Annotated in this window: 15 protein-coding genes and 1 pseudogene; 8 read left to right on the top strand and 8 right to left on the bottom strand. The window is 72.0% G+C overall.

The window, feature by feature from the left end:
* Positions 1-83 precede the first annotated feature (83 nt).
* The 3 genes and pseudogenes from murJ to ABRQ22_RS12300 all read right to left on the bottom strand — a co-directional run.
* On the bottom strand, positions 84-2,000 hold the full coding sequence (murJ, locus tag ABRQ22_RS12310; RefSeq protein ID WP_353706942.1) for a murein biosynthesis integral membrane protein MurJ: 1,917 nt from the start codon (positions 1,998-2,000) through the stop codon (positions 84-86).
* Positions 1,997-4,303 carry a DUF6049 family protein gene (locus ABRQ22_RS12305; RefSeq protein WP_353706941.1) on the bottom strand — a complete coding sequence of 769 codons (2,307 nt, stop codon included), beginning with the start codon at positions 4,301-4,303 and terminating at the stop codon, positions 1,997-1,999. The genes murJ and ABRQ22_RS12305 overlap by 4 nt, the downstream gene beginning before the upstream one ends.
* Before the next feature lie 134 nt (positions 4,304-4,437).
* Positions 4,438-4,905, bottom strand: a pseudogene (locus ABRQ22_RS12300) (NUDIX hydrolase); the annotation flags it as partial.
* A gap of 264 nt (positions 4,906-5,169) precedes the next feature.
* Here ABRQ22_RS12300 and ABRQ22_RS12295 point away from each other — a divergent pair.
* Positions 5,170-6,624, top strand: coding sequence for a CCA tRNA nucleotidyltransferase (locus tag ABRQ22_RS12295; RefSeq protein ID WP_353709547.1), 1,455 nt, complete (start codon positions 5,170-5,172; stop codon positions 6,622-6,624).
* Positions 6,625-6,735: 111 nt separating this feature from the next.
* Here the strand turns inward: ABRQ22_RS12295 and ABRQ22_RS12290 are convergent, their stop codons facing one another.
* Both ABRQ22_RS12290 and ABRQ22_RS12285 read right to left on the bottom strand, forming a co-directional pair.
* Positions 6,736-8,274, bottom strand: a complete 1,539-nt coding sequence (locus ABRQ22_RS12290; RefSeq protein ID WP_253051581.1) for an MDR family MFS transporter — start codon at positions 8,272-8,274, stop codon at positions 6,736-6,738.
* Positions 8,275-8,595: 321 nt separating this feature from the next.
* Positions 8,596-9,927, bottom strand: a complete 1,332-nt coding sequence (locus tag ABRQ22_RS12285) for an MFS transporter (protein ID WP_353706940.1) — start codon at positions 9,925-9,927, stop codon at positions 8,596-8,598.
* A gap of 180 nt (positions 9,928-10,107) precedes the next feature.
* Here ABRQ22_RS12285 and ABRQ22_RS12280 point away from each other — a divergent pair, with 180 nt between their 5' ends.
* On the top strand, positions 10,108-11,826 hold the full coding sequence (locus tag ABRQ22_RS12280; protein ID WP_353706939.1) for a glycosyl hydrolase family 18 protein: 1,719 nt from the start codon (positions 10,108-10,110) through the stop codon (positions 11,824-11,826).
* A 187-nt stretch (positions 11,827-12,013) separates the two neighbouring features.
* Here the strand turns inward: ABRQ22_RS12280 and ABRQ22_RS12275 are convergent, their stop codons facing one another.
* Positions 12,014-13,105: an inositol-3-phosphate synthase gene (locus ABRQ22_RS12275; protein ID WP_047230909.1), complete on the bottom strand. Its 1,092-nt coding sequence runs from the start codon at positions 13,103-13,105 to the stop codon at positions 12,014-12,016.
* The gene (locus ABRQ22_RS12270) at positions 13,102-13,797 is read right to left on the bottom strand and encodes a PadR family transcriptional regulator (RefSeq protein WP_353706938.1); all 696 of its coding nucleotides are present in this window, start codon (positions 13,795-13,797) and stop codon (positions 13,102-13,104) included. Before ABRQ22_RS12270 ends, ABRQ22_RS12275 begins: the two co-directional genes overlap by 4 nt.
* A 414-nt stretch (positions 13,798-14,211) precedes the next feature.
* On the opposite strand from ABRQ22_RS12270, the gene ABRQ22_RS12265 reads away from it, so the two are divergent.
* The 5 genes from ABRQ22_RS12265 to rplI all read left to right on the top strand — a co-directional run bounded on the left by ABRQ22_RS12265 (position 14,212) and on the right by rplI (position 18,545).
* The gene (locus tag ABRQ22_RS12265; protein WP_353706937.1) at positions 14,212-16,599 is read left to right on the top strand and encodes a penicillin-binding protein; all 2,388 of its coding nucleotides are present in this window, start codon (positions 14,212-14,214) and stop codon (positions 16,597-16,599) included.
* Positions 16,600-16,752: 153 nt separating this feature from the next.
* A complete protein-coding gene (rpsF, locus tag ABRQ22_RS12260; protein WP_009863694.1) occupies positions 16,753-17,043 on the top strand; it encodes a 30S ribosomal protein S6 in 291 nt (96 codons plus the stop codon).
* Between the two features lie 152 nt (positions 17,044-17,195).
* Complete coding sequence (locus ABRQ22_RS12255) at positions 17,196-17,741, top strand: single-stranded DNA-binding protein (protein WP_047230913.1); 546 nt, start codon at positions 17,196-17,198, stop codon at positions 17,739-17,741.
* Between the two features lie 101 nt (positions 17,742-17,842).
* A complete protein-coding gene (rpsR, locus tag ABRQ22_RS12250) occupies positions 17,843-18,079 on the top strand; it encodes a 30S ribosomal protein S18 (RefSeq protein ID WP_021481584.1) in 237 nt (78 codons plus the stop codon).
* A 19-nt stretch (positions 18,080-18,098) separates the two neighbouring features.
* Positions 18,099-18,545 carry a 50S ribosomal protein L9 gene (gene rplI, locus ABRQ22_RS12245; RefSeq protein ID WP_047230914.1) on the top strand — a complete coding sequence of 149 codons (447 nt, stop codon included), beginning with the start codon at positions 18,099-18,101 and terminating at the stop codon, positions 18,543-18,545.
* A 63-nt stretch (positions 18,546-18,608) separates the two neighbouring features.
* On the opposite strand, the gene ABRQ22_RS12240 is transcribed toward rplI, so the two are convergent.
* Positions 18,609-20,027 (bottom strand): MATE family efflux transporter, encoded by a 1,419-nt coding sequence (locus tag ABRQ22_RS12240; RefSeq protein ID WP_353706936.1) that lies wholly within the window; start codon positions 20,025-20,027, stop codon positions 18,609-18,611.
* A gap of 349 nt (positions 20,028-20,376) precedes the next feature.
* Here ABRQ22_RS12240 and ABRQ22_RS12235 point away from each other — a divergent pair, with 349 nt between their 5' ends.
* Positions 20,377-24,000, top strand: a complete 3,624-nt coding sequence (locus tag ABRQ22_RS12235; RefSeq protein WP_353706935.1) for a replicative DNA helicase — start codon at positions 20,377-20,379, stop codon at positions 23,998-24,000.
* Positions 24,001-24,114 lie beyond the last annotated feature (114 nt).

Raw genomic sequence — 24,114 nt, 5'->3', positions numbered from 1 at the left:
GGGACTCGTGGTCGACACACCATGGTACGCGGGCCCTGATTGCCCGCGTATCACCCGATTGGTTCCGGGCGGTCGGGCCGCGCTCACCGGCGCACGAGCCGTCGGACGCGGCCCACGACGGGCCCGGCGAGCTGGTCGAGCTCACGCACCCGCATGAGCTTGAGCCCGCCCGCGTAGACGGCCGTCATGACGGCCCCGGCGACGGCCACCACGACGACGGCCTGCCACCACGAGAGCCCGTAGATGCCGTCCGGGCCGTCTCCGGTGAGGACGACGAACCCCCGCAGCACGCCCCAGCCCGCGACGGCGCTGACGACCGCGGCGAGGCCGGCCTTGACGTGGAGCCGCAGGATCCGGGCGCCGTCGAGCCCGCGCAGCGTGCGCCGCAGCCCGACGGTGCGCAGCGCGACGGCCACGAGGTTGGACACGCTCATCGCGAGGCCGATCCCCACGACCCAGAGCTGGGGCGCCAGGACCTGGGTCGCGAGCCAGGACACGCCGACGAGCACGAGCGTGCCCGGGACCTGGATCCAGAAGACCGTCCGGCCGTCCTCGAACGCGTAGTACACCCACTTCATGAGCACCATGCCGCCGAGCGGCACGAGCCCGAGCGCCATGGCCCGCAGCACCTCGGAGACCGCCTCGCCGGACGCGGCGTCGACGGAGGGGACGAGGAGCTTGGTGATCGGCAGGGCGAGGACGACCAGGACGACGGTCGCGAAGACCGTGAAGACCCCGACGGTGCGCACGCCGCGCGAGAGGTCGTGCCGGACGCGCGCGAGGTCGCCCGCGTGCGCGGCTGCGCTCATGCCCGTGAAGAGCGCCGTCGCGATCGACACCGTCACGAGCGAGTGCGGCAGCAGGTAGATCATGAGCGCCTGCGTGTAGGCCGCGTTGCCCGCGACCGCGAGCGCGCCGGAGAAGGCGTCCGGGGCGCCGGTGACGAGTCCGGTGACGGCGCCGAGGGTCCCGGGGTCGTCGCGGTAGGGCCCGAACGTCTGCGCGAGCGCCGCGCGCGGCGCCTCGCTCGCGAAGCGCGTGGTGAACAGGACGCCCACCTGCTCGAGGAGGACGGCGGCGAACGTCCAGAGCGCGACCTGGCCCGCGGAGCGCAGCCCGATGCCGTGCAGCCCGAACCGCAGGTGCCAGCGGAAGCCCGCCCGCCACAGGGGGACGACGAGGATGAGCGCCTGCGCCGCGACCCCGAGCGTCGCGGTCCCCGCGAGCAGCGCGATCTTGGGCCCGTCCCACTGCGTGAGGTCGTCGACGTTGCCCACCGCGGCGGGGCCGTAGATCGCGATGAACGCGCCGAACCCGACGATCGACACCACGTTGTTGAGCACGGGCGCCCACATGAACGGGCCGAACTGGCCCCGCGCGTTGAGCACCTGCCCGAGCAGCGTGTACAGCCCGTAGAAGAAGAGCTGTGGCGTGCACCAGAACGCGAAGGCGACCGCGAGCGACGTCTGCGGCGCGGTCCACCCCGGCCCGGTGTAGAGCGCGACGAGGATGCTCGACCCGGCCGTGAGCAGCGCCGAGAGGGCGATCAGCACGACGCCCGAGAGCGTGAGCAGCTTGTCGAGCCGCTCCTGCGTGTTGTGCGCGCGGTAGGCACGGACGATCTGCGGCACGAGGACGGCGTTGAGGACGCCGCCCGCGAGGATCGCGAAGAGGACGTTGGGGATCTTGTTCGCGACGTCGAACGCGTCGGCGACCAGGCCGGTGGTCCCGATCGCGGCGACGAGGAGGACGTTGCGCACGAGGCCCAGCCCGCGCGAGACGAAGGTGCCCGACGCCATGAGCGCGGACGAGCGGCCGAGCCCGCCCGAACGGGGGGAGGGCGCCGAGGTGGCCCCGGCCTCCGCGGTCTCGTCCGGGGTGCCCGACGCCGCGGGGTCGCCCGGGAGCGCCCCGGACGGGACGACGTCGCGCGTCGTGCCGGGCCGCGTGCCGTGCCCGGCGCCGGCGGGCCGGACGTGCCGGGGCTGGTCCGGGCTCACTCGACGCGCTCCTCGTCCCGCCGGCCGGGCTGCGCTGCCGGCGCCGGGTCCTGCGCGGGCGGTGCCGGCTGGTCCACGGTGGCGCCCGCCAGACGGCGGGGCGAGCGGCCGCGCCGCACGGTGCGCCAGATCCCCGCGACCAGGGCGAGAGCCAGGAGCACGGCCACCACCACCGTGCCGACCGACTCCCAGTCCGCTCGGACGCGCACGACGAACTCCTGCGGCTCCGCGACGCGGACCTGGGGCTGCGCCGCGCTGACGAGCTCGACCTCCACCGTGACGTTCCCGCTCCCGAACCCCTCGACGGGCACGCCGACGCTCGTCTCGGTCGCGACCAGGTCGCCATCGGTGTCCCGCGTGGCCGCCGGGATCGTCACCGTCCTGCGCTCCGGGGCGCGCAGCCGCGGATCGTCGGGCCGGAGCACGACCTCGACGGTCGCGTCCTGCTCCAGGGTGCTGCGCACCCGGACCGGGAGGTCCTCCTGCTCGGCCACGAAGAGGAACGGGGTGCGCGTCTCCACGGAGAGCGTGCCCCGGACGGCGGCGGACTGCTGCTCGGCGTGCTGGACGGCGAGCACGCGCGACGGTTGCGCGGCACGGAACGCGACGGCGGTCGGCGTCACGAAGCCGGGCTCGAGCGGCCGTGTGATCGTCGCGGGGTCGGTGGCGACCGTCGCGAACGCGGCGAGGTCGGTGCGCGACCGGTCGAGAGCGCGGAGCTGGGCGACGGTGATCTCGCCCTCGGACGCGCCGGAGTCCGGGAGCGGCGCGCGCTCGACCGCGGGCGGCGCGGCCGCGAGGAGGTCGTCCACGGGGGCCAGGTCGACCCACGGGGCGGCCCGGAGGGCGTCGATCCGTGCCGTGAAGACGGCCGGCTCGGCCTCCCAGCTCCGGGGCAGCGCGACGAGGACGTGGCGCTGCTCGGCCGGCCGCTCGCGGGCGATCACCGCGGTCTCGGCGAGGATCCGCTGCGTCGCCGTGACCCCCGAGCCGTCACCGGCGGACAGCAGGGCGGTGAGCACCGGGTCGGCGACGAGCGCCTTCACGGGCCCCGCGGCGGTCGACACCTCGGCGACCCCGGAGGGCGTGTACGTCAGCGACTCGTCCGGGACGAGCCCGCCGGGACCGACGACCGTCGCGGTCGCGCCCGACGCCGCGGCGAGCGTCGTCGTGGCCAGGTCGGGGACGGCGTCGCCCGGCCAGGCGAGGTCGGTCCGCCACCCGGCGGTCAGGCCGGTGGTGGAAGCGTCCGCGCCGTCGGCCACCTCGTCCGTGCTGGCCGTGTCGCCTGCCGTCGTGTCGTCCGTCGTCGTGCCGTCTGCCGTCGCGTCGTCGGGCGACGGCCCGTCGGTCGTCGGGTCGGTGGGGAGCGGGGTCCCCTCCGGCAGCGCGAGTCCCGCGTGCGCGAACGCCGCGACGTCCGGGTCGTAGGCGCGCAGGGCGAACGTGGACCGGCCCGCGGCGGCGGCACCCACGGCGTCGGCCCAGGCGTTCACCGCCGGGTCGGTCGCGCCCGTCGCCGCGGCGAGCAGGGCCGGGTCGGCGACCCACGCGACCTCCGGCGCCCCGCCGGTCGCCGCGAGCAGCCGCCCGAGGCGACCGTCCGTCCCCGTCGCGGTGGAGAGCGCGTCGTCGTACGCCTGGGGGTCCGGGTCCACCGGCGGACCGGTCATGGCGGCGACCACGCTCAGGCGCAGCGGCGTCACCTCGCTCGACGGCTCCCAGAGGACGAAGGTGCGCTGCACGGCCAGGCGTGCGCCGCCGTCGGACACCGTGAGGGAGATGCCGCGCGGGCCCCAGTCGCTGCCGGCGTTCAGGTTGAGCTCCGCGACCGGGACCGTGAGCGTCACGTCCGCGCTCGCGCCCGGTGCGAGCGGTGCTCCGAGGTCCTGGGTCGTGACGCCGACGCCGACGCGGCCGTCGGGCCCGGTCGTGGCCCAGCTCTCGAGAGCCGACCGGGTGCTCAGCACGCGCCGGTCGATGCCGAGCGCCACCTCCGGCGACCCGAGCGTCTCCGCGGTCCCGTTGGTCACGCGCGCGGTGACGGTGAGCGTGGCGCCCGGGCCGAGGACGGTCGGCTGCAGCGACGACACCTCGAGCGTCACCGCGTCCTCGGTCTCCGTGGCGGTGGTCGCCGTCGTCCCGGCGGCCGCGCCCGCCGCGGTGAGGGATCCGCCGAGCACGACGCCGACGGTCAGGACCAGGAGGACGACCAGGGCGACGAGGAGCCGAGCGGACCTGCCGAGGAGCGGGACCGACGCGGCGCCTGCGGGGCGCGCGCCGCTGCTGGGGGAGGGCGTCATGAGTGGTCGGTCGAGCTCCGTGGGGCGGGCGGTGCCTGGCCGCCGCGGCCGTCGTGCGGACGGCCGGGCGAGCGGACGATCGTCCGGGTCACCCTACTCTCGACCACCCCGTGGAACCGCGCCGGCCTGCCCTCCAGGACGCTCTGCGCGACGGCGGCGATCCTGCGCTCGTTCGGGTAGGCGAGGCGGTCGGGCAGGTCCGCCACGGGGATCCACGCGACGTCCTCGGCCTCCCCGTCCGGGTCGCCCTCGACCGTGAGGTAGCCGCCCGTCGCGCGCAGGAGGAAGTGGTGGACGACCTTGTGCACGCGGCGGTCGTCGCCGGTGAACCAGTAGTCGATGACGCCGAGCGGCTCCTGCACCGCTCCGTGGATGCCCGTCTCCTCCGCGATCTCGCGGACCGCGGCCTGCTCCGGCGTCTCGTCGCCCTCGAGGTGACCCTTGGGCAGGCACCACTCGAGGCGTCCGCCCCGGTTGCGTCGCGCGATGATCGCCGCGCACACGTCGCCGCCGGCGATCGTGACGACGAGCCCGCCGGCCGAGACCTCGTCGACCACGGGCAGCGGTGGGGGCGCGGGGGCCGGGCGCGAGCGCGGGTCGATGCGCAGCGCGTGCCCGCCGGGCGGGGCGGGGACCGGGAGGGGCTGCCCGCGACCGTTGCCACGCCCGCCCGCCGGATCCCTCCGGGGCTCGTCGGCGTGCGCAGGGGTGGACATGTCCCAACTTTACCGAGTGGACGTCGGCTCCCCGGGACCGGCTCCCCGGTGCGGGCCTCGCATCTGGCAGGCTTGGGTGTCGTGCCCCAGCCTTCGTCGTCCCAGCCGTCGCCCCCGCCGGCATCTCAGCCGACGCCGCAGTCGCTCGACCTGCAGCGCCGCGCCCTCGCCGTCCTCACCGAGATGGCACCCGCGGCGATCGAGCTCGGCGAGGCGTTCCACGCCGCCGGTCACGAGCTCGCGCTCGTCGGCGGACCCGTCCGCGACGCGTTCCTCGGACGGGCGAGCAACGACCTCGACTTCGCCACGTCCGCGTCGCCCGACGAGACCGAGGCGCTCCTCGCGCGCTGGGGCGACGCGCACTGGGACATCGGCAAGGAGTTCGGCACGATCGGCGCCAAGCGGTTCGGCCGGGGGGGAGCCGCCGACGACCTCGTCGTCGAGGTGACGACGTACCGCACGGACGAGTACGACCCGACGTCGCGCAAGCCGGCCGTCGCGTTCGGCGACACGCTCGAGGGAGACCTGTCGCGCCGGGACTTCACCGTCAACGCGATGGCGGTCCGGGTGCCGGAGATGACGTTCGTCGACCCCTTCGACGGCCTCGACGACCTCGCGCGCCGCGTGCTGCGCACGCCGATCGCCCCCGAGCGGTCGTTCGACGACGACCCGCTGCGCATGATGCGCGCCGCGCGCTTCGCGGCCCAGCTGGGGTTCGACGTCGACGGCGGGACGCTCGCCGCGCTCGTCCTCATGACCGAGCGCATCGAGATCGTGTCCGCCGAGCGCGTGCGGGACGAGCTCTCGAAGCTGCTGTGCGCGGCGTCGCCGCGCCGCGGGCTCGAGGTGCTCGTGGACACCGGCCTCGCCGACCACGTGCTGCCCGAGCTGCCCGCGCTCAAGCTCGAGATCGACGAGCACCACCGGCACAAGGACGTCTACGAGCACTCGCTCACGGTGCTCGACCAGGCGATCGCCCAGGAGACCGGGCCTGACGGCGCGGTCCCGGCCCCCGACCTCGTGCTCCGCCTCGCGGCGCTGCTGCACGACGTCGGCAAGCCGCCGACGCGGCGCTTCGAGCCGGGGGGCGGCGTGAGCTTCCACCACCACGAGGTCGTCGGGGCCAAGATGGTCGCCAAGCGCCTCAAGGCCCTGCGCTACGACAAGCAGGTCGTCAAGGACGTCGCACGGCTCGTCGAGCTGCACCTGCGCTTCCACGGGTACGGCGACGGCGCCTGGACCGACTCCGCCGTGCGCCGCTACGTGACCGACGCCGGCCCGCTGCTCGAGCGGCTGCACCGCCTCACGCGCGCCGACTGCACCACACGGAACCGGCGCAAGGCGCAGCGGCTGCGCGAGTCGTACGACGACCTCGAGCGCCGCATCGCCGCCCTCCAGGAGAAGGAGGAGCTCGACGCCGTCCGCCCGGACCTCGACGGCCAGCAGATCATGGCGATCCTCGGCATCCGGCCGGGACCGGTGGTGGGGAAGGCGTACAAGCACCTGCTGGAGCTCCGTCTCGACCGCGGGCCGGTCGACGAGGAGACGGCGCGCGCGGACCTCCTGGCCTGGTGGGCCAACCAACCGGAGTCGTCGACTTCCTGAGGTTGGTCTGCGCTGGGCCGAACACGACATGGGTGCCGTTATCGGGCTGATAACGGCACCCATGTCGTGTTCGAGGGCGCATGACGTCGTGGTCGACGCCGCGGTGACGGTTCAGACGTCGTCGGTGGCCAGTGCGGCTTCGACCTTGACGTCGTCGACCGGTGCGTCCTGCGTCCGGTCCTGCGCGGGGCCGTGGCCCGGGCCGTGGTCCTGCGGCGCGGGGCGGCGCAGGAGGAACGAGAGGCCCACGGCCACGAGCATGACGGCCGTGCCCCAGACGAACGCGTCGCCGACGCCCTCGGCGAGCGCCGCCTGCGGTGACGCGCCCGCCTCGCCGTAGGCGATGGAGCGGGTCGTCATGACGGCGACGAACATGGCCGTGCCGGCGGCGCCCGCGAGCTGCTGCACGGTGCCGATCGACGCGGACCCGTGCGAGTACTGGTGCGGCTCGAGCGCCGAGAGCGCGGACGTGAACAGCGGCGTGAACATGAACGCGAGGCCCAGGCTCAGCGTGACGTGCAGCGCGAGGACGAACCACGGCGACGAGCTCGCGTGGATCGTCGTGAACGCCGCGAGGGCGACGGCGACGACGCTCACGCCGGGGATGACGAGCGGACGCGGTCCCACCCGGTCGTAGAGCCGGCCGACGGTCGGGCCGAGCAGACCCATGAGGAGCCCGCCCGGGAGCACGATGAGGCCGGTCGCGAGCGGCTCGAGGCCCATCGCGTCCTGCAGGAACAGCGGCAGGAGGATGAGAGAGCCGAACATGGCGACCATGCCGACCGCCATGATGCCGAGGGGCACGCTGAACCCACGGTGCGTGAACACGCGGAGGTCGAGGAGCGCGCGGTCCTCGCGCTGCAGCACGATCTGGCGCCACACGAACGCGCCGAGCGCGAGGGCCCCGAACGCGATGGGCACCGCCGGCGGGACGACCGGGGTGTGGCGCGCGGCCTCGCCGATGCTCGACAGCCCGTAGACCAGGCCGCCGAACGCGAACGCCGCGAGGACCAGCGAGAACGGGTCGAGGCGCGAGTGCGTACGGTCGGCGACGTCCCGGATGTACAGGAAGCCGAGGACGAGCGCGACGAGCGCGATCGGGAGCACGATCCCGAACACCCACCGCCAGCTCAGGGAGTTGAGGATGAGGCCCGAGAGCGACGGGCCGAGCGCGGGCGCGGCGGCCATGACGATCGAGATGTTGCCCATGACCTTGCCGCGGATCGTCGGTGGGACGAGGGTCATGATCGTCGTCATGAGCAGCGGCATCATGATCGCCGTGCCCGACGCCTGCACGACGCGGCCGACCAGCAGCCACGCGAACCCGGGGGAGACGGCGGCGAGCAGCGTGCCCGCACTGAACAGCGACATCGCGAGCAGGTAGGCGCCGCGGGTCCCCAGGCGCTGCAGCAGGAAGCCGGTCGCCGGGATGACGACGGCCATCGTCAGCATGAACGCCGTCGTGAGCCACTGACCCGTGCTGGCCGTGATGCCGAGGTCGGCCATGAGCGGCGCCAGCGCGACGCTCATGGTCGTCTCGTTGAGGATCACGACGAACGCGGAGCCCAGCAGCAGCGCGATGACGAGGAAGTCCGCCCGGGGGAGCCGGTCGACGGGTGCCGAGGTGTCGTGGGTGGGGGAGGCTGTCACGGGGGTGTCTCCGCTCGCGTCGGTGGCGGCCCGGGCTCCGGTTCGGACCCGGTTCGGGGCAGGGCGGGCTGCGCGGGGGCAGCACGGGCTCGCGTGCGGTGCACGCGACGTCGGTGTCGGTTCTCGGTCGGCGGGGCCACGGTGGAGGGTGGGTGACCCGGGACGATCGACGCGGTCGGCCACGACGATCCGTACCCTGTACGACCATTCACCATCCTGCGTTATTCCCGCCGACGGTGACGACTTCTTTTCCGCCCCGGACTCATCGGTACGCCGACGGCAGAACCGGTGCCGGAACGGCGCCGGAGCGGTGCGCTTCGATCAGGCGGGCGTGGTCCGCGAGGCCGCCTCGGCGTCGGGCACGACGGCGTCCCCCGCCCCGGCCGGGGTCCGCGCCCCGCGCGTCCACATCACCAGTGCGGCGAGCGCGTACGCGACCGCGAGGGCGACGAACACGCCGCGCGACCAGCCCGTGTCGGGGAGCGTGAACGCCGCCAGTGCGGCCGCGCCGACGAACGCCGCGTTGTACAGGACGTCGTAGAACGCGAACGCCCGGCCGCGGAACTCGTCGTCGGTGTCGCGCTGGACGATCGTGTCCACGGCGATCTTGGTGCCCTGCGCGGCCAGCCCGAGCAGGGCGGCGCCCGTGTACACGACCGCGCGCGACGGCGTCGTCACGAGCAGGAGCTGGCTCGCCGCGGCGAGCAGCAGCATGATCGCGATCCACACCTGCGGACCCGTGTACCGCGAGAGCGTGGGGGTCAGCACCATCGCGCCCGCGCCACCCGCGCCCGTGAGCCCCACGACGATCGCGAAGGTCGCCATGCCCGCCGTCTGGCTCCCCGCGTCGAGGAGGTTCCGGGCGATGAGGATCGACGCGATGAAGACCACGCCGTAGAGGAAGCGGTGCGTCGCCATCGCGAGCAGCGCCTGACCCGGGGTGCGCCGCGCGACGAGGTACCGGGCGCCGTCGGCCAGACCGCGTGCGACCTTGACGATCTCCGACCGGATCGCCGACTCGGCGGGCCGCTCCGGGCCGAGCTCCGTACGGCCGAGCCGCAGCGCGAGCAGCGACGCGACACCGAAGACGAGCGCCGCGCACACGAGCGCGGACGAGTCCTTGACCCGGCCCGGGTCGAACGCGAGACCCAGGACGAACCCGATCCCGCCCCCGACGAACGCCGCGCCGGCGCCGAGCGTCGGGGTCAGGGAGTTCGCCGTGAGCAGCAGCGGGCCGTCCACGACGCGGGGCAGGCCCGCGGACAGGCCCGCGAGGAGGAAGCGGTTCACCGAGAGCGCCGCGAGGCCGAGCGCGTAGATCCACCCGCTGACGCCGCCCGAGAGCATGAGGGCCGCCATGCCGAGCGTGATGACCACGCGCACGGCGTTGCCCCACGCGAGCACCTGCCGGCGCTGCCAGCGGTCGAGGAACACCCCCGCGAACGGGCCCACGATCGTGAACGGCGCCAGCATCACCGCGAACGCGCCCGCGATCGCCGCCGCCGTGCCCTGCGACTCGGGCGAGAAGAACAGCAGCGACGCCAGGCCCACCTGGAACATGCCGTCCCCGGCCTGCGACACGAGGCGGACGGCGAACAGCCTGCGGAACCCGCGCAGCCGCAGCAGCGCTCGCAGCTCGGCGACGACACTCACCCCTCAACCCTAGGCGGTCGTCACGGCCCACCGAGCCGCCGCAGGCAGACCCGGGCTGGGACGTGCCGTTCTCGCATCCTGGGAACCCCCTGGCGAAGAATGCTTAGGAAGGTTACCTTTTCGTTTTCGTCACGACCCGCCGCAGTGGCCGGGCCCGGAGAAGCAGCGAGGCATTCTCGAATGACACGAACCCCCAGGACGGCGGCCGCAGGGCTCGCCTTCGCAGCGACGGCGGCACTCGTCGCCGGCACGGTCGGGGCGGCGCACGCCGCACCCGCGACGGCCGGCGGAGACGGCGCCAACGGCTACAAGACCGTCGGCTACTACCCCGCGTGGGACGCCGGCAACGAGGACGGCTACCAGGTCGCCGACCTCCAGAGGACCGGGGCGGCGTCGGACCTGACGCACCTCAACTACGCGTTCGGCAACGTCACGACGGACCTGGTCTGCGACATCACCGACCGCGAGGACCCCGTCGACGGCGGCCTCGAGGGCGACCCCCTCAACGACTACGTCCAGCTCAAGCCGGCCGGGCAGGCCGTCGACGGCGTCGCGGACACCGCCGACCAGGCGCTCGCGGGCAACTTCAACCAGCTCAAGAAGCTCAAGGAGGCCAACCCGGGCCTGAAGGTCCTCATCTCGCTCGGCGGCTGGACCTGGTCGGACAACTTCTCCGACGCCGTGTCCACGCCGGAGAACCGCGAGCGGCTCGTCGAGTCCTGCCTCGACGTGTACTTCCGCGGCAACCTTCCCGTCGTCCAGGACGCGGAGAACGGCACCAAGGGCGGGGACGGCGTCGCCGCCGGCATCTTCGACGGCGTCGACCTCGACTGGGAGTGGCCCGGCGCGACCGGTGAGCACCCCACGCCGCGACCCGAGGAGGACGCGGAGAACTTCGTCCAGTTCGCGCAGCTCCTGCGCGCCGAGCTCGACGAGCTCGGCACCGAGACCGGCGAGGACTACCTCATCACCGGCTTCGCACCGGCCGGCTGGGCCCCGCGCACGTACGGTGGCTGGCTCGACCCGCGCTTCGTCGACGCGCTCGACTTCATCAACGTCCAGGGCTACGACTACCACGGCGACTGGAACACCACCCGCACCGGGCACCAGGGCAACCTGCACGTCTACGACGACCCGACCACCGGCGAGCCCGCCAACTGGGGCCTCGCCGCGGACGGCGTCCTCGGCGCCTACCACGCGGCCGGGTGGCCCAAGGAGAAGCTCGTCCTCGGCATGGCCGCGTACGGCTACGGCTGGAAGAACGTCACCGACTCGACGCCCGGTGCCGCCGCCGACGGCGCCCTCCCGTTCACCTACTACTCCGAGATCAAGGCCAAGGGCCTCCCGGAGTACTACGACGAGGTCGCCGGACAGGGGTACTTCTACGGCGACGGCGAGTGGTGGACCGCGGACACCCCGCGCTCCGTGACGGCCAAGGCCGAGTACCTCGCCACCCACGGCTACGGCGGCGGCTACTTCTGGGACCTCGCGGGTGACCTCGACAACGAGCTCCTCGGGACCCTGCGCGGCACGTTCGAGACCGCCACCCCGGGACCGCTCTTCCCCGCCGACGCGGCCGCCCCCTGGTACGCCTCCGGCGTGTACGCCACGGGCGACGTCGTCTACCACGACGGCGTCGAGTACCGCGCCGCCTGGTGGACCCGGAACCAGGAGCCCGGCCAGCCGAACGGGCCCTGGCGCGCCATCGGCGGTCCCGGCACCGCCCCGGCGGGAGAGGCACCCGCCTGCGGCGACGCCTGGGACGCCGGGCGCACCTACACCGCGGGCGACGTCGTCACCCGCGCGGGCGTGAACTACACCGCGCAGTGGTGGACCACCGGCTCCCAGCCCGGCACCGACGTCCACGGCGCCTGGGACGCGGGCAGCCCCTGCGCCTGACGCACCGCACGACGAGCACACGGGCGAGGCCCCTGCCGATCACCGGCAGGGGCCTCGCCCGTATCTCCACCTTCGCTGCGCTCCGGATCAGCGCTCGACTCTGCTGGTCGCGCTGGTCCTGCGCTCCGCTACGGCCGAGGGCCCGGCGAAAAGCGTGCCGGGCCCTCAACCTTCGCTGCGCTCCGGATCAGCGCTCGACCTCACCGGCGATGAAGGCCTCCAGCTGCGCACGGCCCTTCGTGTCCTCCATCTGGACCGGCGGGGACTTCATGAAGTAGGTCGAGGCCGAGAGGATCGGGCCGCCGACGCCGCGGTCCTTGGCGATCTTCGCGGCGCGCACGGCGTCGATGATGATGCCGGCGGAGTTCGGGGAGTCCCACACCTCGAGCTTGTACTCCAGGTTCAGCGGGACCTCGCCGAACGCGCGGCCCTCGAGGCGCACGTAGGCCCACTTGCGGTCGTCGAGCCACGCGACGTAGTCCGACGGGCCGATGTGGACGTTGCGGTCCTCCTTCTTGCCGCCCAGCGGGCCCTCGAGGTTCGAGGTCACGGCCTGCGTCTTGGAGATCTTCTTGGACTCCAGGCGCTCGCGCTCGAGCATGTTCTTGAAGTCCATGTTCCCGCCGACGTTGAGCTGGTACGTGCGGTCCAGCACGACGCCGCGGTCCTCGAAGAGCTTGGCGAGCACGCGGTGCGTGATCGTCGCGCCGACCTGCGACTTGATGTCGTCGCCGACGATCGGGACGCCGGCCTCCTCGAACTTCGCGGCCCACTCCGGGTCGGACGCGATGAAGACGGGCAGCGCGTTGACGAACGCCACGCCGGCGTCGATCGCGGCCTGCGCGTAGAACTTCGCGGCCTGCTCGGAGCCCACGGGGAGGTAGCAGACGAGCACGTCGACCTGGGCCTCGCGCAGCGCGGCGACGACGTCGACCGGCTCCGCGTCCGACTCCTCGATCGTCTGCGCGTAGTACTTGCCGATGCCGTCGAGGGTCGGGCCGCGCTGGACGGTCACGCCGAGCGGCGGGACGTCCGCGATCTTGATCGTGTTGTTCTCCGAGGCGTTGATCGCCTCCGAGAGGTCGAAGCCGACCTTCTTCGCGTCGACGTCGAACGCCGCCACGAACTCCAGGCTCGACACGTGGTAGTCGCCGAACTGCACGTGCATGAGGCCCGGGACGGTGCTGCTCGGGTCGGCGTCACGGTAGAAGTGCACGCCCTGGACGAGGGACGATGCGCAGTTGCCTACTCCGACGATGGCGACGCGGATGGAGGTCATCCTCGCTCCTTGGTGTTCGATGTTCCAGGGTCCTCGGGTCGCCTCGCGCCGTCGGGCTCCTGCTCGGATGGTTCCGCAGGATGCGGGGTGCTGCTGGTCCGCGCACGGGTGGTGCTCCGGGAGTGCCCGGAGCTCCGGTCGCGCTCGGTGGTGATGAGACCGTCGAGCCAGCGCACCTCGCGCTCGACCTGCTCGAGTCCGTGACGTTGCAGCTCGAGCGTGTACTCGTCGAGCCGCTCGCGGGTGCGAGCCGCGGACTCTCTGACCGCCTCCAGCCTCTCCGTGAGCCGGGTGCGCCGGCCCTCGAGGATGCGGATGCGGGTCTCGGCGTCGGTCTGCGCGAAGAACGCGAACCGGACGTCGAAGCTCTCGTCCTCCCAGGCTGCCGGCCCCGACGAGGCCAGCACGCTCTGGAGGTGCTCCTTGCCCTCGGCGGTCAGCTCGTAGACGATCCGCGCGCGCTTGCCCGAGAGGGCGGGCGCGAGCGTCGACTGCGCCGCGGACTGCTCGGTGCCGCTGATGAGCCCGCGGGCCACCAACGACTTGAGGGCGGGGTACAGCGAACCGTAGGACAGCACGCGGAACGACCCGAGCATGAGGTTGAGCCGCTTGCGCAGCTCGTACCCGTGCAGAGGGGACTCCTTGAGGAGGCCGAGGATCGCGGTCTCGAGCACCGGCGTCTTGCTGCGCACGAACCCACCTCCTGACGCTCCTCGGGCGTGCCCCGGCGGGCTCGCTGTGACCTGATGGTCGACTCGATGTATCGAGTCGATACATCGACAGGTTAGGTCGTCTCGATGTGTCGTGCAATCTTCGGGGAGTGTCGCGCACCGCGCCACAGATGTGAAGGACCCGCGGAGGCGGCGGGACGCCGCGGCGAATCAATGGCGCACGATCGCGCTGTCAGTGCTGCAGACCCTTGTCCCGACAGGGCGACGCCCTATTGTTCAGGGTGGTCCGGCGTGTGCCGACCCCGTGCCCGACGACGTCCCACGCCCGAGGCGGGGACGCGCCGTCGGGCAGGCGGTCCGCTCGCGGCGGGCCACGAGCAGGTCCGCGGACGACGTGGAGCCGGCTTCCCGTTGCCCCCCAGAGGAAGGTAGACCGTGGCGCGATCCACGAGGACGAACGGACGGACGACCCCCCGCGGGCGACGTCGGTTCTTCAACTACCCGCGCTCGCACGTCAAGAGCTTCCGTCGCTGGCTGCCGTCGTGGCGCGTCGTCGTCGGGACCATGCTGACCGGCGTCGCGCTCGTCGCGGGCGTGCTCGTCGCGGCGTGGTTCACGACCGAGGTGCCGACGAAGCTGCCGAGCGTCGAGGCGCAGACGTCCACGGTGTACTGGGGCGACGGGACCGAGATGGGGAAGTACGCCGTCGAGAACCGCGAGATCGTCGACTACGCCACGCTTCCGAAGTACGTGGGCGACGCGGTCGTCGCGTCGGAGGACCGAACGTTCTGGACGAACTCGGGCGTGGACTTCCGGGGCATCGCACGTGCCTTCTACAACAACTTCAAGGGCGGCGACCGCCAGGGCGCCTCGACGCTCACCCAGCAGTACGTCGAGCGCTACTACACGGACACCGTCACGGACTACGCGGGCAAGGCCCGCGAGGCCATCCTCGCGCTGAAGATCACGCAGCAGCAGAAGAAGGAAGACATCCTCGGCAACTACCTCAACACGATCTACTTCGGCCGCGGGGCGTACGGCATCCAGGCCGCCGCGCAGAAGTTCTACGGGGTGGACGCCGCGGGTCTCACCGTGTCGCAGTCCGCCATGATCGCCGGCATCGTCCCGAACCCCACCAACTGGGACCCGATCAACAACCACGACCAGGCCGCGTACCGCTGGGACCGGACGCTCGGCTTCATGTACGAGGACGGGCACATCGACAAGGCCCAGTACGACGAGGCCCTCGCCGCGGGCTTCCCCGAGCCGGTCGAGTACACGAAGTCGCAGCGGTATGCGGGGTCGACGGGCTACCTCCTGCGCATGGTGGAGGAGGAGCTCGCCGGGAGCGACAACCCGATCGACTTCGACAGCCTCTCCACCGGCGGGTACACCGTGGTGACGACGATCGACAAGGGCATGCAGGACGCGGCCGTCGCGACGGCCGACTCGCTCCCGCGCGAGGGTCGGGGGGACGAGAACCCCGTCTCCGAGAACATCCGGGCGGCGCTCGTGTCGATCGATCCGAACGACGGTTCGATCCGGGCGCTCTACGGGGGCCCGGACTTCGTCCAGAACGAGTACAACAACGCGACCCGCGGCGCGGCTCAGGGCGGCTCGACCTTCAAGCCGTTCACGCTCATCGCCGGGCTCGAGAACGGCCACACGCTCGACGAGCGGTTCGACGGCGACTCGCCCAAGACGTTCCCTGGCGCGGACAACGGCAGCGACTGGAAGGTCCGCAACTTCAGCGACCACGACTGGGGAAACATCGACCTCACCGAGGCGACCGCGCAGTCGGTGAACACCGCCTACGCGGAGCTCAACCTCGAGGTCGGGCCGGAGAAGACCGCGGACGTCGCGGCACGTCTGGGCATCAAGGCCGACGTCGGGTCGAACCTGGCGAACGTGCTCGGTGACGCGACGGTGACGCCGCTCGAGCTGACGAACGCCTACGCGACCATCGCCGCGCAGGGCATGCGGTCGACGCCGCACATCGTGGCTTCCGTGACCGACTCCCGGGGCAACCTGGTGTACCAGGCACCGGGCGCCGACAAGCGCGAGCAGGAGTTCGCTCCCGACGTCATGGCTGCGGCGACGTACGCCCTGTCCCAGGTCGTCGAGAAGGGGTCGGGCAAGCCGGCGCAGGCCATCGGCCGCCCGGCCGCCGGCAAGACCGGAACCTCGACCGACAACAAGTCGGCCTGGTTCGCGGGATTCACCCCTGGTCTCGCGACGGTCGTCGGTCTCTACCAGTCCGGCCCGGACGGCGAGCAGGAGCAGATCACCCCGTTCGGCAAGTGGGTCGGGGACGAGATCACGGGTGGTTCGTGGCCGGTCGAGGCCTGGACCTCGTACATGCAGACGGCGGTGGCGAACCTGCCTGCCGGCGAGTTCCCGGCGTACACGCCGCCCAAGCCGCAGCCGACGGAGACGCCCACCGAGACCCCGACGGAGACCCCGACCGAGGACACGCAGCCGGAGGAGCCGGTCGAGCCGGAGCAGCCGGAGAACGTCACCGTGCCCAGCGTCGTCGGCATGGAGAGCCGGGCCGCGCGCGCCCAGCTCGAGGCGGCAGGGCTCAAGGTGCGGATCACCGAGGAGTTCTCCGACCAGCAGCCGCGGGGCTTCGTCATCAGCCAGTCGTCGATGAGCGAGGTGCCGCCCGGGTCGACGATCGCGCTCGTGGTCTCGAAGGGCACCGATCCCGGGCAGCAGCCGACCGACCCGCCAGACCCGGAGAACCCGGATCCGTCCCCGACCGAGACGGGGCCCCCGGGCGGTGGCGGGAACGGGGGCGGCGGCGGGAACGGCAACCCCTGACCTCGGCCGTCCCGCAGATTTCCAGGGGCCCGCGCCGAGCGGGTACCCTGGGGAGCTGCCGTCCGCACGTCGGACGGCAGCAGCACGAATGCATGAACCCTCCTGTCACGGAGAGACCGTGACCGCGAAGACCAGAGGAGGTGGGTTATCCGCATGCGTCAGTACGAACTGATGATCATCCTCGACCCCGAGATCGAGGAGCGCACCGTCGCCCCGTCGCTCGACAAGTACCTGTCGGTCATCAAGACCGACGGCGGCTCCGTCGACAAGGTGGACATCTGGGGTCGTCGCCGCCTCGCGTACGACATCAACAAGAAGTCCGAGGGCATCTACGCGGTCGTCGACTTCACGTCGACGTCCGACACCGCCAAGGAGCTGGACCGTCAGCTCGGCCTCAACGAGGTCGTCCTGCGGACCAAGATCCTGCGCACGGACGCTCGCTGACCCTCCCCGCGTCCCCCGTCCGACCGTCCCGCACGGGATCTCCACGCCGTAGCGCGTGTGGGCGCCGCGTGATGGGATGAGCGACGCGAGAACGTTACGAGCGAGGCGCGCGGCGCCGTCGACGACACAGACGACACACGAAGGAGCTGGCCATGGCAGGTGACACCGTCATCACGGTGATCGGGAACCTCACGGGAGACCCGGAGCTGCGTTTCACCCCCTCGGGTGCGGCGGTGGCCAACTTCACGGTGGCGTCGACGCCGCGGACCTTCGACCGCCAGTCGAACGAGTGGAAGGACGGGGACACCCTGTTCATGCGCTGCTCGATCTGGCGCGAGGCCGCGGAGAACGTCGCGGAGTCGCTGACGAAGGGCATGCGCGTCATCGTGCAGGGCCGCCTCGTCCAGCGCTCGTACGAGACCCGCGAGGGGGAGAAGCGCACCGTCGTCGAGCTGCAGGTGGACGAGATCGGTCCCTCCCTGCGCTACGCCTCCGCGAAGGTCACCCGGGCCCAGCGCTCGGGTGGCGGTGGCGGCGGCTTCGGCGGCGGTGGCGGCTACGGAGGTGGCGCCAACTCCGGCGGTGCCTCCGGTGGCGGATTCAGCTCCGGCGGCGGTCAGCAGCAGAGCGACGACCCGTGGGCCTCGGCTGGCCCCGCGTCGTCCGGTGGTTCGTTCTCCGACGAGCCCCCGTTCTGATCGCCCGCCACTCCCAGAACACACACCCGTCCCCGCGGGTGCCGCGCCGCTCGTCGGCACGGACCGCGCGCGGGGATCGCACCTTGTAGAGGAGCAACACCATGGCGAAGCCTGTGGTGCGCAAGCCCAAGAAGAAGTCCAACCCGCTGAAGTCGGCCAAGATCGAGTCGGTCGACTACAAGGACACCGCGCTGCTGCGCAAGTTCATCTCCGACCGCGGCAAGATCCGTGCGCGTCGCGTGACCGGCGTCTCCGTCCAGGAGCAGCGCCAGATCGCCCGTGCGGTGAAGAACGCGCGCGAGATGGCGCTGCTGCCGTACACGTCGACGGCTCGCTGAGCGGGAAGGGAGAGAACTCATGGCCAAGCTGATCCTGACCCACGAGGTCACCGGTCTCGGTGAGCCCGGCGACGTCGTCGAGGTGAAGGACGGGTACGCCCGTAACTTCCTCGTCCCGCGCAAGCTCGCCACGCCGTGGTCCAAGGGCGCCGAGTCGCAGGTGACTGCGATCCGCAAGGCGCGCAAGGCCCGCGAGATCGCGTCGCTCGACGACGCGAAGGCGATCCGCGACTCGCTGCAGTCGAAGCCGGTCGTCGTCGAGGCGAAGGCCGGCGCTGCCGGTCGCCTCTTCGGTGCCGTGACGACGGCGGACATCGCGTCCGCCGTGACCGCCGCGGGCGCGTCGGTCGACAAGCGCAAGATCGAGATCGGCCAGCCGATCAAGGCGACGGGGGACTACACGGTCTCCGTCCGCCTCCACCCGGAGGTCTCCGCGACCCTCGCGGTGAAGGTCGTCGCTGCCTGATCTGCTGCTGAGCAGTCCTCGAAGGCCCGGTCCCTCCTCGGAGGGGCCGGGCCTTCGTGCTGTTCACGCCGTCCCGGTGACCATCCAGGCGCTGCCCCGGGCGCGGAGTCCGGTGGTGACGGCGCGGGCGGCCATGAAGACCCCCGCGAAGGCGAGCCACAACCACGCGAGGCCCGCCGCGCCGTCGGGCGCCCACTGCCGGACGGCGAGGGCGAACGGCACGTAGACCACGAGCGTGAGCATGCCCGCCCAGGCGAGGAAGCGGCCGTCCCCGGCGCCGATGAGGACGCCGTCGAGCACGAACACCCAGCCCGCCATGGGCAGGAGCAGCCCGCACACGGCCATGCCGACCGCCACCGCGGCGCGCACCTCCGGGTCGGACGTGAAGAGCAGCGCGAACCACCAGCCGCCCGCGGCCATGACGACCCCGAGGGCCGCGCCCGCCGCGACCCCCCACTGCAGGGTCCGGCGCAGGACGGCCCGGACGCGCGGGACGTCGTCGGCCCCGAGCCCGTGGCCGACGAGCGCCTGCGCGGCGATGGCGAGCGCGTCGAGGGCGAAGGCGGCGAGCCCCCAGACGGAGTTCACGACCTGGTAGCCGGCGAGCGTGACCTCGCCGAGCCCGGTCGCGACGAACACGGTGAGGAGGATCGCGAGGCGCAGCGAGAGGGTGCGGACGAAGAGCGGCGCGCCGGCCCTCGCGTTGGACCAGATGCCGCCGGCCGCGGGGCGCAGGGACGCGCCGTGGCGCCGGGCGCCGCGCACGACCACGACGACGAGCACCGCGCCCATGGTGAGCTGCGCGACGGCCGTCCCGATGCCCGAGCCGGCGATCCCGAGGCCCGCGCCGTAGACGAGGACGACGTTGAGGACCGCGTTGAACGTCGCGCCGCCTGCCGCGACCCACAGGGGCGTCTTCGTGTCCTGCATGCCGCGCAGGACGCCCGTGGAGGCGAGGACGAGGAGCATCCCGGGGAGGCCGAGGGCGGACCAGCGCAGGTAGACGACGGCGTGCTCGGCGACGTCGCCCGTCCCGCCCATCGCGCCGACGGCCCAGGGCGCGGTCGCCCACAGGGCGGCGGCGAGGAGCACGCCGAGCCCGACGGCGAGCCACAGGCCGTCCACGCCCGACTGGAGCGCCTCGCGCGCGTGCCCGGCGCCGATGCGGCGGGCGACGGCGGCCGTGGTCGCGTAGGCGAGGAAGACGCACAGCCCGACGAGCGTGACCAGGAGCGTCGAGGCGAGGGAGAGCCCGGCGAGCTGCGCGGTGCCGAGGTGGCCGACGACGGCGCTGTCGACGAGGACGAAGAGCGGTTCCGCGACGAGCGCGCCGAGGGCGGGGACGGCGAGCGCGAGGATCTCGCGGTCGAGCAGGGAGCGGGTGCGGCGTCCTGTGGACGACGGCGCGGGGTCGGATGGCGTCCGGGTGTCGCCGGAGTGGCCGGGCGGTGTCCGGCGTGTCGTCGGCGTGTCGTCGGACATTCTTTCTTCCACACCCCTGAGGGTAGTGACGAGGCTGGTCAGAGGCCGCTCGCGCTGATGTACACAGGGAGATCGTGACGTTGTCCACACGGTTATCCACCGGGTGTGCACAGTGACGGGGACTGTGTCCACAGGTTCGGGGGTCCCTGTCCACCGGGCGTGCACAGGGTCGTTTGCGGCGTGCAGGACGGCGTTCTAGTGTCGCGGGGTCGTGCCTGTCGGAGGCGGGAGGCGCGGTCACCGGGACAGTCGTGTGGGTGGCCCGCGGTAGAACACGTGTACGACGAAGGTTTGTCCCGGTCGCGCGGTCCCTCGTGGGTCGTGGCGGCTTCGGGGGAGCGAGGGGCGCATGTCGATCGAGGAGCTCGAGGAGAGCTACGGGGGCCCGGGGCCGTCAGGTTTCGACCGGACGCCGCCGCAGGACGTCGCGGCGGAGATGAGCGTGCTCGGCGGCATGCTGCTGTCCAAGGACGCCATCGCCGACGTCATCGAGCAGATCCGCGGCTCCGACTTCTACCGTCCCGCGCACGAGGTCGTGTACGAGTCGATCATCGACCTCTACGGCCGCGGCGAGCCCGCCGACGCGATCACCGTCGTCGCGGAGCTGACCAAGCGCGGCGAGCTGCAGCGCATCGGTGGCGCCCCGTACATCCACGACCTCATGGCCGGCGTCCCGACCGCCGCGAACGCCGGGTACTACGCCCGCATCGTGCGCGAGCGCGCCGTGCTCCGGCGTCTCGTCGAGGCGGGCACGCGCATCGTCCAGCTCGGCTACGCGACCGACGGCGGCGACGTCGACGAGATCGTGAACAACGCCCAGGCCGAGGTCTACGCCGTCACCGAGCGTCGGACCACCGAGGACTACCTCCCGCTCTCGGAGATCCTCGGCCCCACGTTCGACGAGATCGAGGCCGCGCAGGGCCGCGGCGAGGGCATGACCGGCGTCCCGACCGGCTACTCCGACTTCGACCGGCTCACCAACGGCCTGCACCCCGGCCAGATGATCGTCGTCGCGGCGCGACCCGCGATCGGCAAAGCCCTCGCGCTGGACACGCCGCTCCCGACGCCGTCGGGCTGGACGACGATGGGTGACGTCGCCGTCGGTGACCTGCTCGTCTCCGCGGACGGGACGCCCACGCGCGTCGTCGCCGCGACCGAGGTCATGGTCAACCGCCCGTGCTACGAGGTCGAGCTCGACGACGGCACGGTGATCGTCGCGGACGCGCAGCACCAGTGGGTGACCTCGACCCGCGCCCAGCGACGCGCGGTGCGCGCCGGCGAGACGCCGGAGTCGTCCGTGCGCACGACCGAGGAGCTCGCCGCCACGCTCCGGACCGCGACGGCCGACAAGCGCGCGAACCACTCCATCGTCACCGCGGCGCCGCTCGACCTGCCGGACGCGGACCTCCCGATCCACCCTTACGCACTCGGGGTGTGGCTGGGCGACGGCAGCTCCCCACGTGCCGAGCTCGCGTCCGCCGATCCCGAGATCGCGATGCGGCTCGAGGGGCTGGGCTACGTCGCGCGGCCGGACGCGGACGACCTGCGCGCGCCCGGTGTGTCGGGAACCGACCACATCCCGGCTGCGTACCTGCGCGCGAGCGAGGCACAGCGTCGGGACCTTCTGGCGGGTCTGCTCGACACCGACGGCACCGTCATGCCGCAGGGCAGCGTCCAGATCAGCCTGACGAACGAGCGGCTCGCGCGCGAGACGCGTGAGCTCATCCTGTCGCTCGGGTATCGCACGGGTTGGTCGACGAAGACCGTGAAGGGGCGGACCGAGGCGTCGTCGACGGCGTACACGATCACCTTCACGACCGAGGACGACGTGTTCTGGCTGGAGCGCAAGCGCCTCGTCCACAAGGAGCGCCGCCGTCCGGGCACCGCGCGCCTCACGTCACGGTTCGTCGTCGACGTCCGCCGGGTCGAGTCGGTGCCGGTGCGCTGCGTCGAAGTGGACCATCCCTCGCACCTGTACCTGGCAGGACGATCGATGGTGCCGACGCACAACTCCGTGCTCGGCATCAACGTCGCGACTCACGCCGCGGTGCACCACCAGATGGCGTCCGTCATCTTCTCCCTGGAGATGAGCCGCAACGAGATCACCATGCGTCTTCTCGCCGCGGAGGCGCGGGTCCCGCTGACGCGGATGCGGTCCGGAAAGATGGACGAGCAGGACTGGCAGAAGCTCGCGTCGACGATGGGCAAGGTCGCCGAGGCGCCGCTGTTCATCGACGACTCGCCGAACATGTCGCTCATGGAGATCCGGGCGAAGTGTCGGCGCCTCAAGCAGCGTCACGACCTCAAGCTCGTCGTCATCGACTACCTCCAGCTCATGAGCTCCGGCAAGCGCGTCGAGTCGCGCCAGCAGGAGGTCTCGGAGTTCTCGCGTGCGCTCAAGCTCCTCGCGAAGGAGCTCGAAGTCCCGGTCATCGCGATCTCGCAGCTGAACCGTGGTCCGGAGCAGCGCGGCGACAAGAAGCCGCAGATGAGCGACCTGCGTGAGTCGGGCTGCCTCACCGATGACACGAAGATCCTGCGCGCCGACACCGGCGCAGAGACGAGCCTGGGCGAGCTCTTCGCGCTCAACGCCAAGGACGTCCCGGTGTGGGCGCTCAACGACCGGCTCCAGTACGTCCGCCGCCACCTGACGCACGTGTTCCCCACGGGCGTGAAGCCCGTGTTCCGGATGCGCCTCGCATCGGGCAAGGAGATCGAGGCGACGGCGAACCACCCGTTCCTCACCTACGACGGCTGGACCGCGCTCGGCGACCTGGAGGTCGGGTCGCGCATCGGCGTGCCGCGCCACGTCCCCGGCCCGGAACGGAACCTCGAGTGGGACGACCGCAAGGTCGTCATGCTCGCGCACCTCCTGGGCGACGGGTCGTTCGTGAAGCGGCAGCCGATCCGCTACGCCTCCATCGACGAGCGGAACCTCGCCACCGTCTCCGACGCGGCGGGTGCCTTCGGGATCACCCCGATCCGCGACGACTACGCCGCGGCCCGAGTCACGACCCTGCGCCTCCCCGCGCCCTACCGGCTCGCCAGGGGGCGCCGGAACCCGATCGCCGAGTGGCTCGACGACATGGGGCTGTTCGGCGCACGCAGCCACGAGAAGTTCATCCCGACGAGCGTCTTCCACCTGCCGAAGCGCCAGATCGCGCTCTTCATCAAGCACATCTGGGCCACGGACGGCTCGGTGACGATCAACAAGAACGGGCGCAGCGGGCGGATCTACTACGCCTCGACCTCGCGCGAGATCGTCGACGGGCTGTCACGCCTCCTGCTGCGATTCGGCATCTCGACGCGTGTACGGACGGCGACACCCAAGGGGTCGTACCGTCCCGGGTACACGCTGGACGTGAGCGGGGTGGACGACCAGCGCCGCTTCCTCCAGGAGATCGGCGTGCACGGCGACCGAGGCGATATCGCCGAGAAGCTGCTGACGATCATCCGCGAGACGCGCGCGAACACGAACGTCGACACCGTCCCGCGTCGGGTCTGGGACGACGTCCGCGACATCCTCGTCGAGCGCGGCATGACGCACCGTGAGTTCGCTGAAGCGATCGGGACCCAGTTCTGCGGCAGCGCGCTGTGGAAGAACTCTCCGTCACGGCATCGCCTCGGCAAGATCGCGGCGGTGCTCGAGAGCGAGGAGCTCGAGATCATGGCCGTGAACGACCTTCTGTGGGATGAGGTCGTCTCCGTAGAGCCGATGGGCGAGAAGCAGGTTTACGACGCCACCGTCCTCGACGGGCACAACTTCGTCGCCAACGGCATTGCCGCACACAACAGTATTGAGCAGGACGCCGACGTCGTGATCCTGCTCCACCGCGAGGACGCCTATGAGAAGGAGTCACCGCGAGCGGGCGAGGCCGACCTTATCGTCGCCAAGCACCGTAATGGCCCCACCGACACGATCACCGTCGCGTTCCAAGGTCACTACCAGCGCTTTGCCGACATGCAGATGTAGCAATATCGTTTGTTGTCGACGTTGTCGATATGCGGCCTACTTTGCACAATCCTCCCGCTATGTAACGTGACTGTTTCTTTGCCTTTGGTCCGCGGATGGGTGGTCTGATGTCGG

This window comes from Cellulosimicrobium sp. ES-005 (assembly GCF_040448685.1).
Lineage (GTDB): Bacteria > Actinomycetota > Actinomycetes > Actinomycetales > Cellulomonadaceae > Cellulosimicrobium > Cellulosimicrobium cellulans_G.
The sequence above is the reverse complement of the archived record's forward strand: the minus strand, read 5'-3'. Positions and strand labels throughout refer to the sequence as shown.

Bases quoted from the DNA above. Each gene is read 5' to 3' on its own strand.
- ABRQ22_RS12305 (WP_353706941.1), bottom strand. From the start codon at position 4,303: ATGACGCCCTCCCCCAGCAGCGGCGCGCGCCCCGCAGGCGCCGCGTCG.
- ABRQ22_RS12240 (WP_353706936.1), bottom strand. From the start codon at position 20,027: ATGTCCGACGACACGCCGACGACACGCCGGACACCGCCCGGCCACTCC.
- ABRQ22_RS12255 (WP_047230913.1), top strand. From the start codon at position 17,196: ATGGCAGGTGACACCGTCATCACGGTGATCGGGAACCTCACGGGAGAC.
- rplI (WP_047230914.1), top strand. From the start codon at position 18,099: ATGGCCAAGCTGATCCTGACCCACGAGGTCACCGGTCTCGGTGAGCCC.
- rpsF (WP_009863694.1), top strand. From the start codon at position 16,753: ATGCGTCAGTACGAACTGATGATCATCCTCGACCCCGAGATCGAGGAG.
- ABRQ22_RS12235 (WP_353706935.1), top strand. From the start codon at position 20,377: ATGTCGATCGAGGAGCTCGAGGAGAGCTACGGGGGCCCGGGGCCGTCA.
- ABRQ22_RS12275 (WP_047230909.1), bottom strand. From the start codon at position 13,105: ATGACCTCCATCCGCGTCGCCATCGTCGGAGTAGGCAACTGCGCATCG.
- rpsR (WP_021481584.1), top strand. From the start codon at position 17,843: ATGGCGAAGCCTGTGGTGCGCAAGCCCAAGAAGAAGTCCAACCCGCTG.
- ABRQ22_RS12280 (WP_353706939.1), top strand. From the start codon at position 10,108: ATGACACGAACCCCCAGGACGGCGGCCGCAGGGCTCGCCTTCGCAGCG.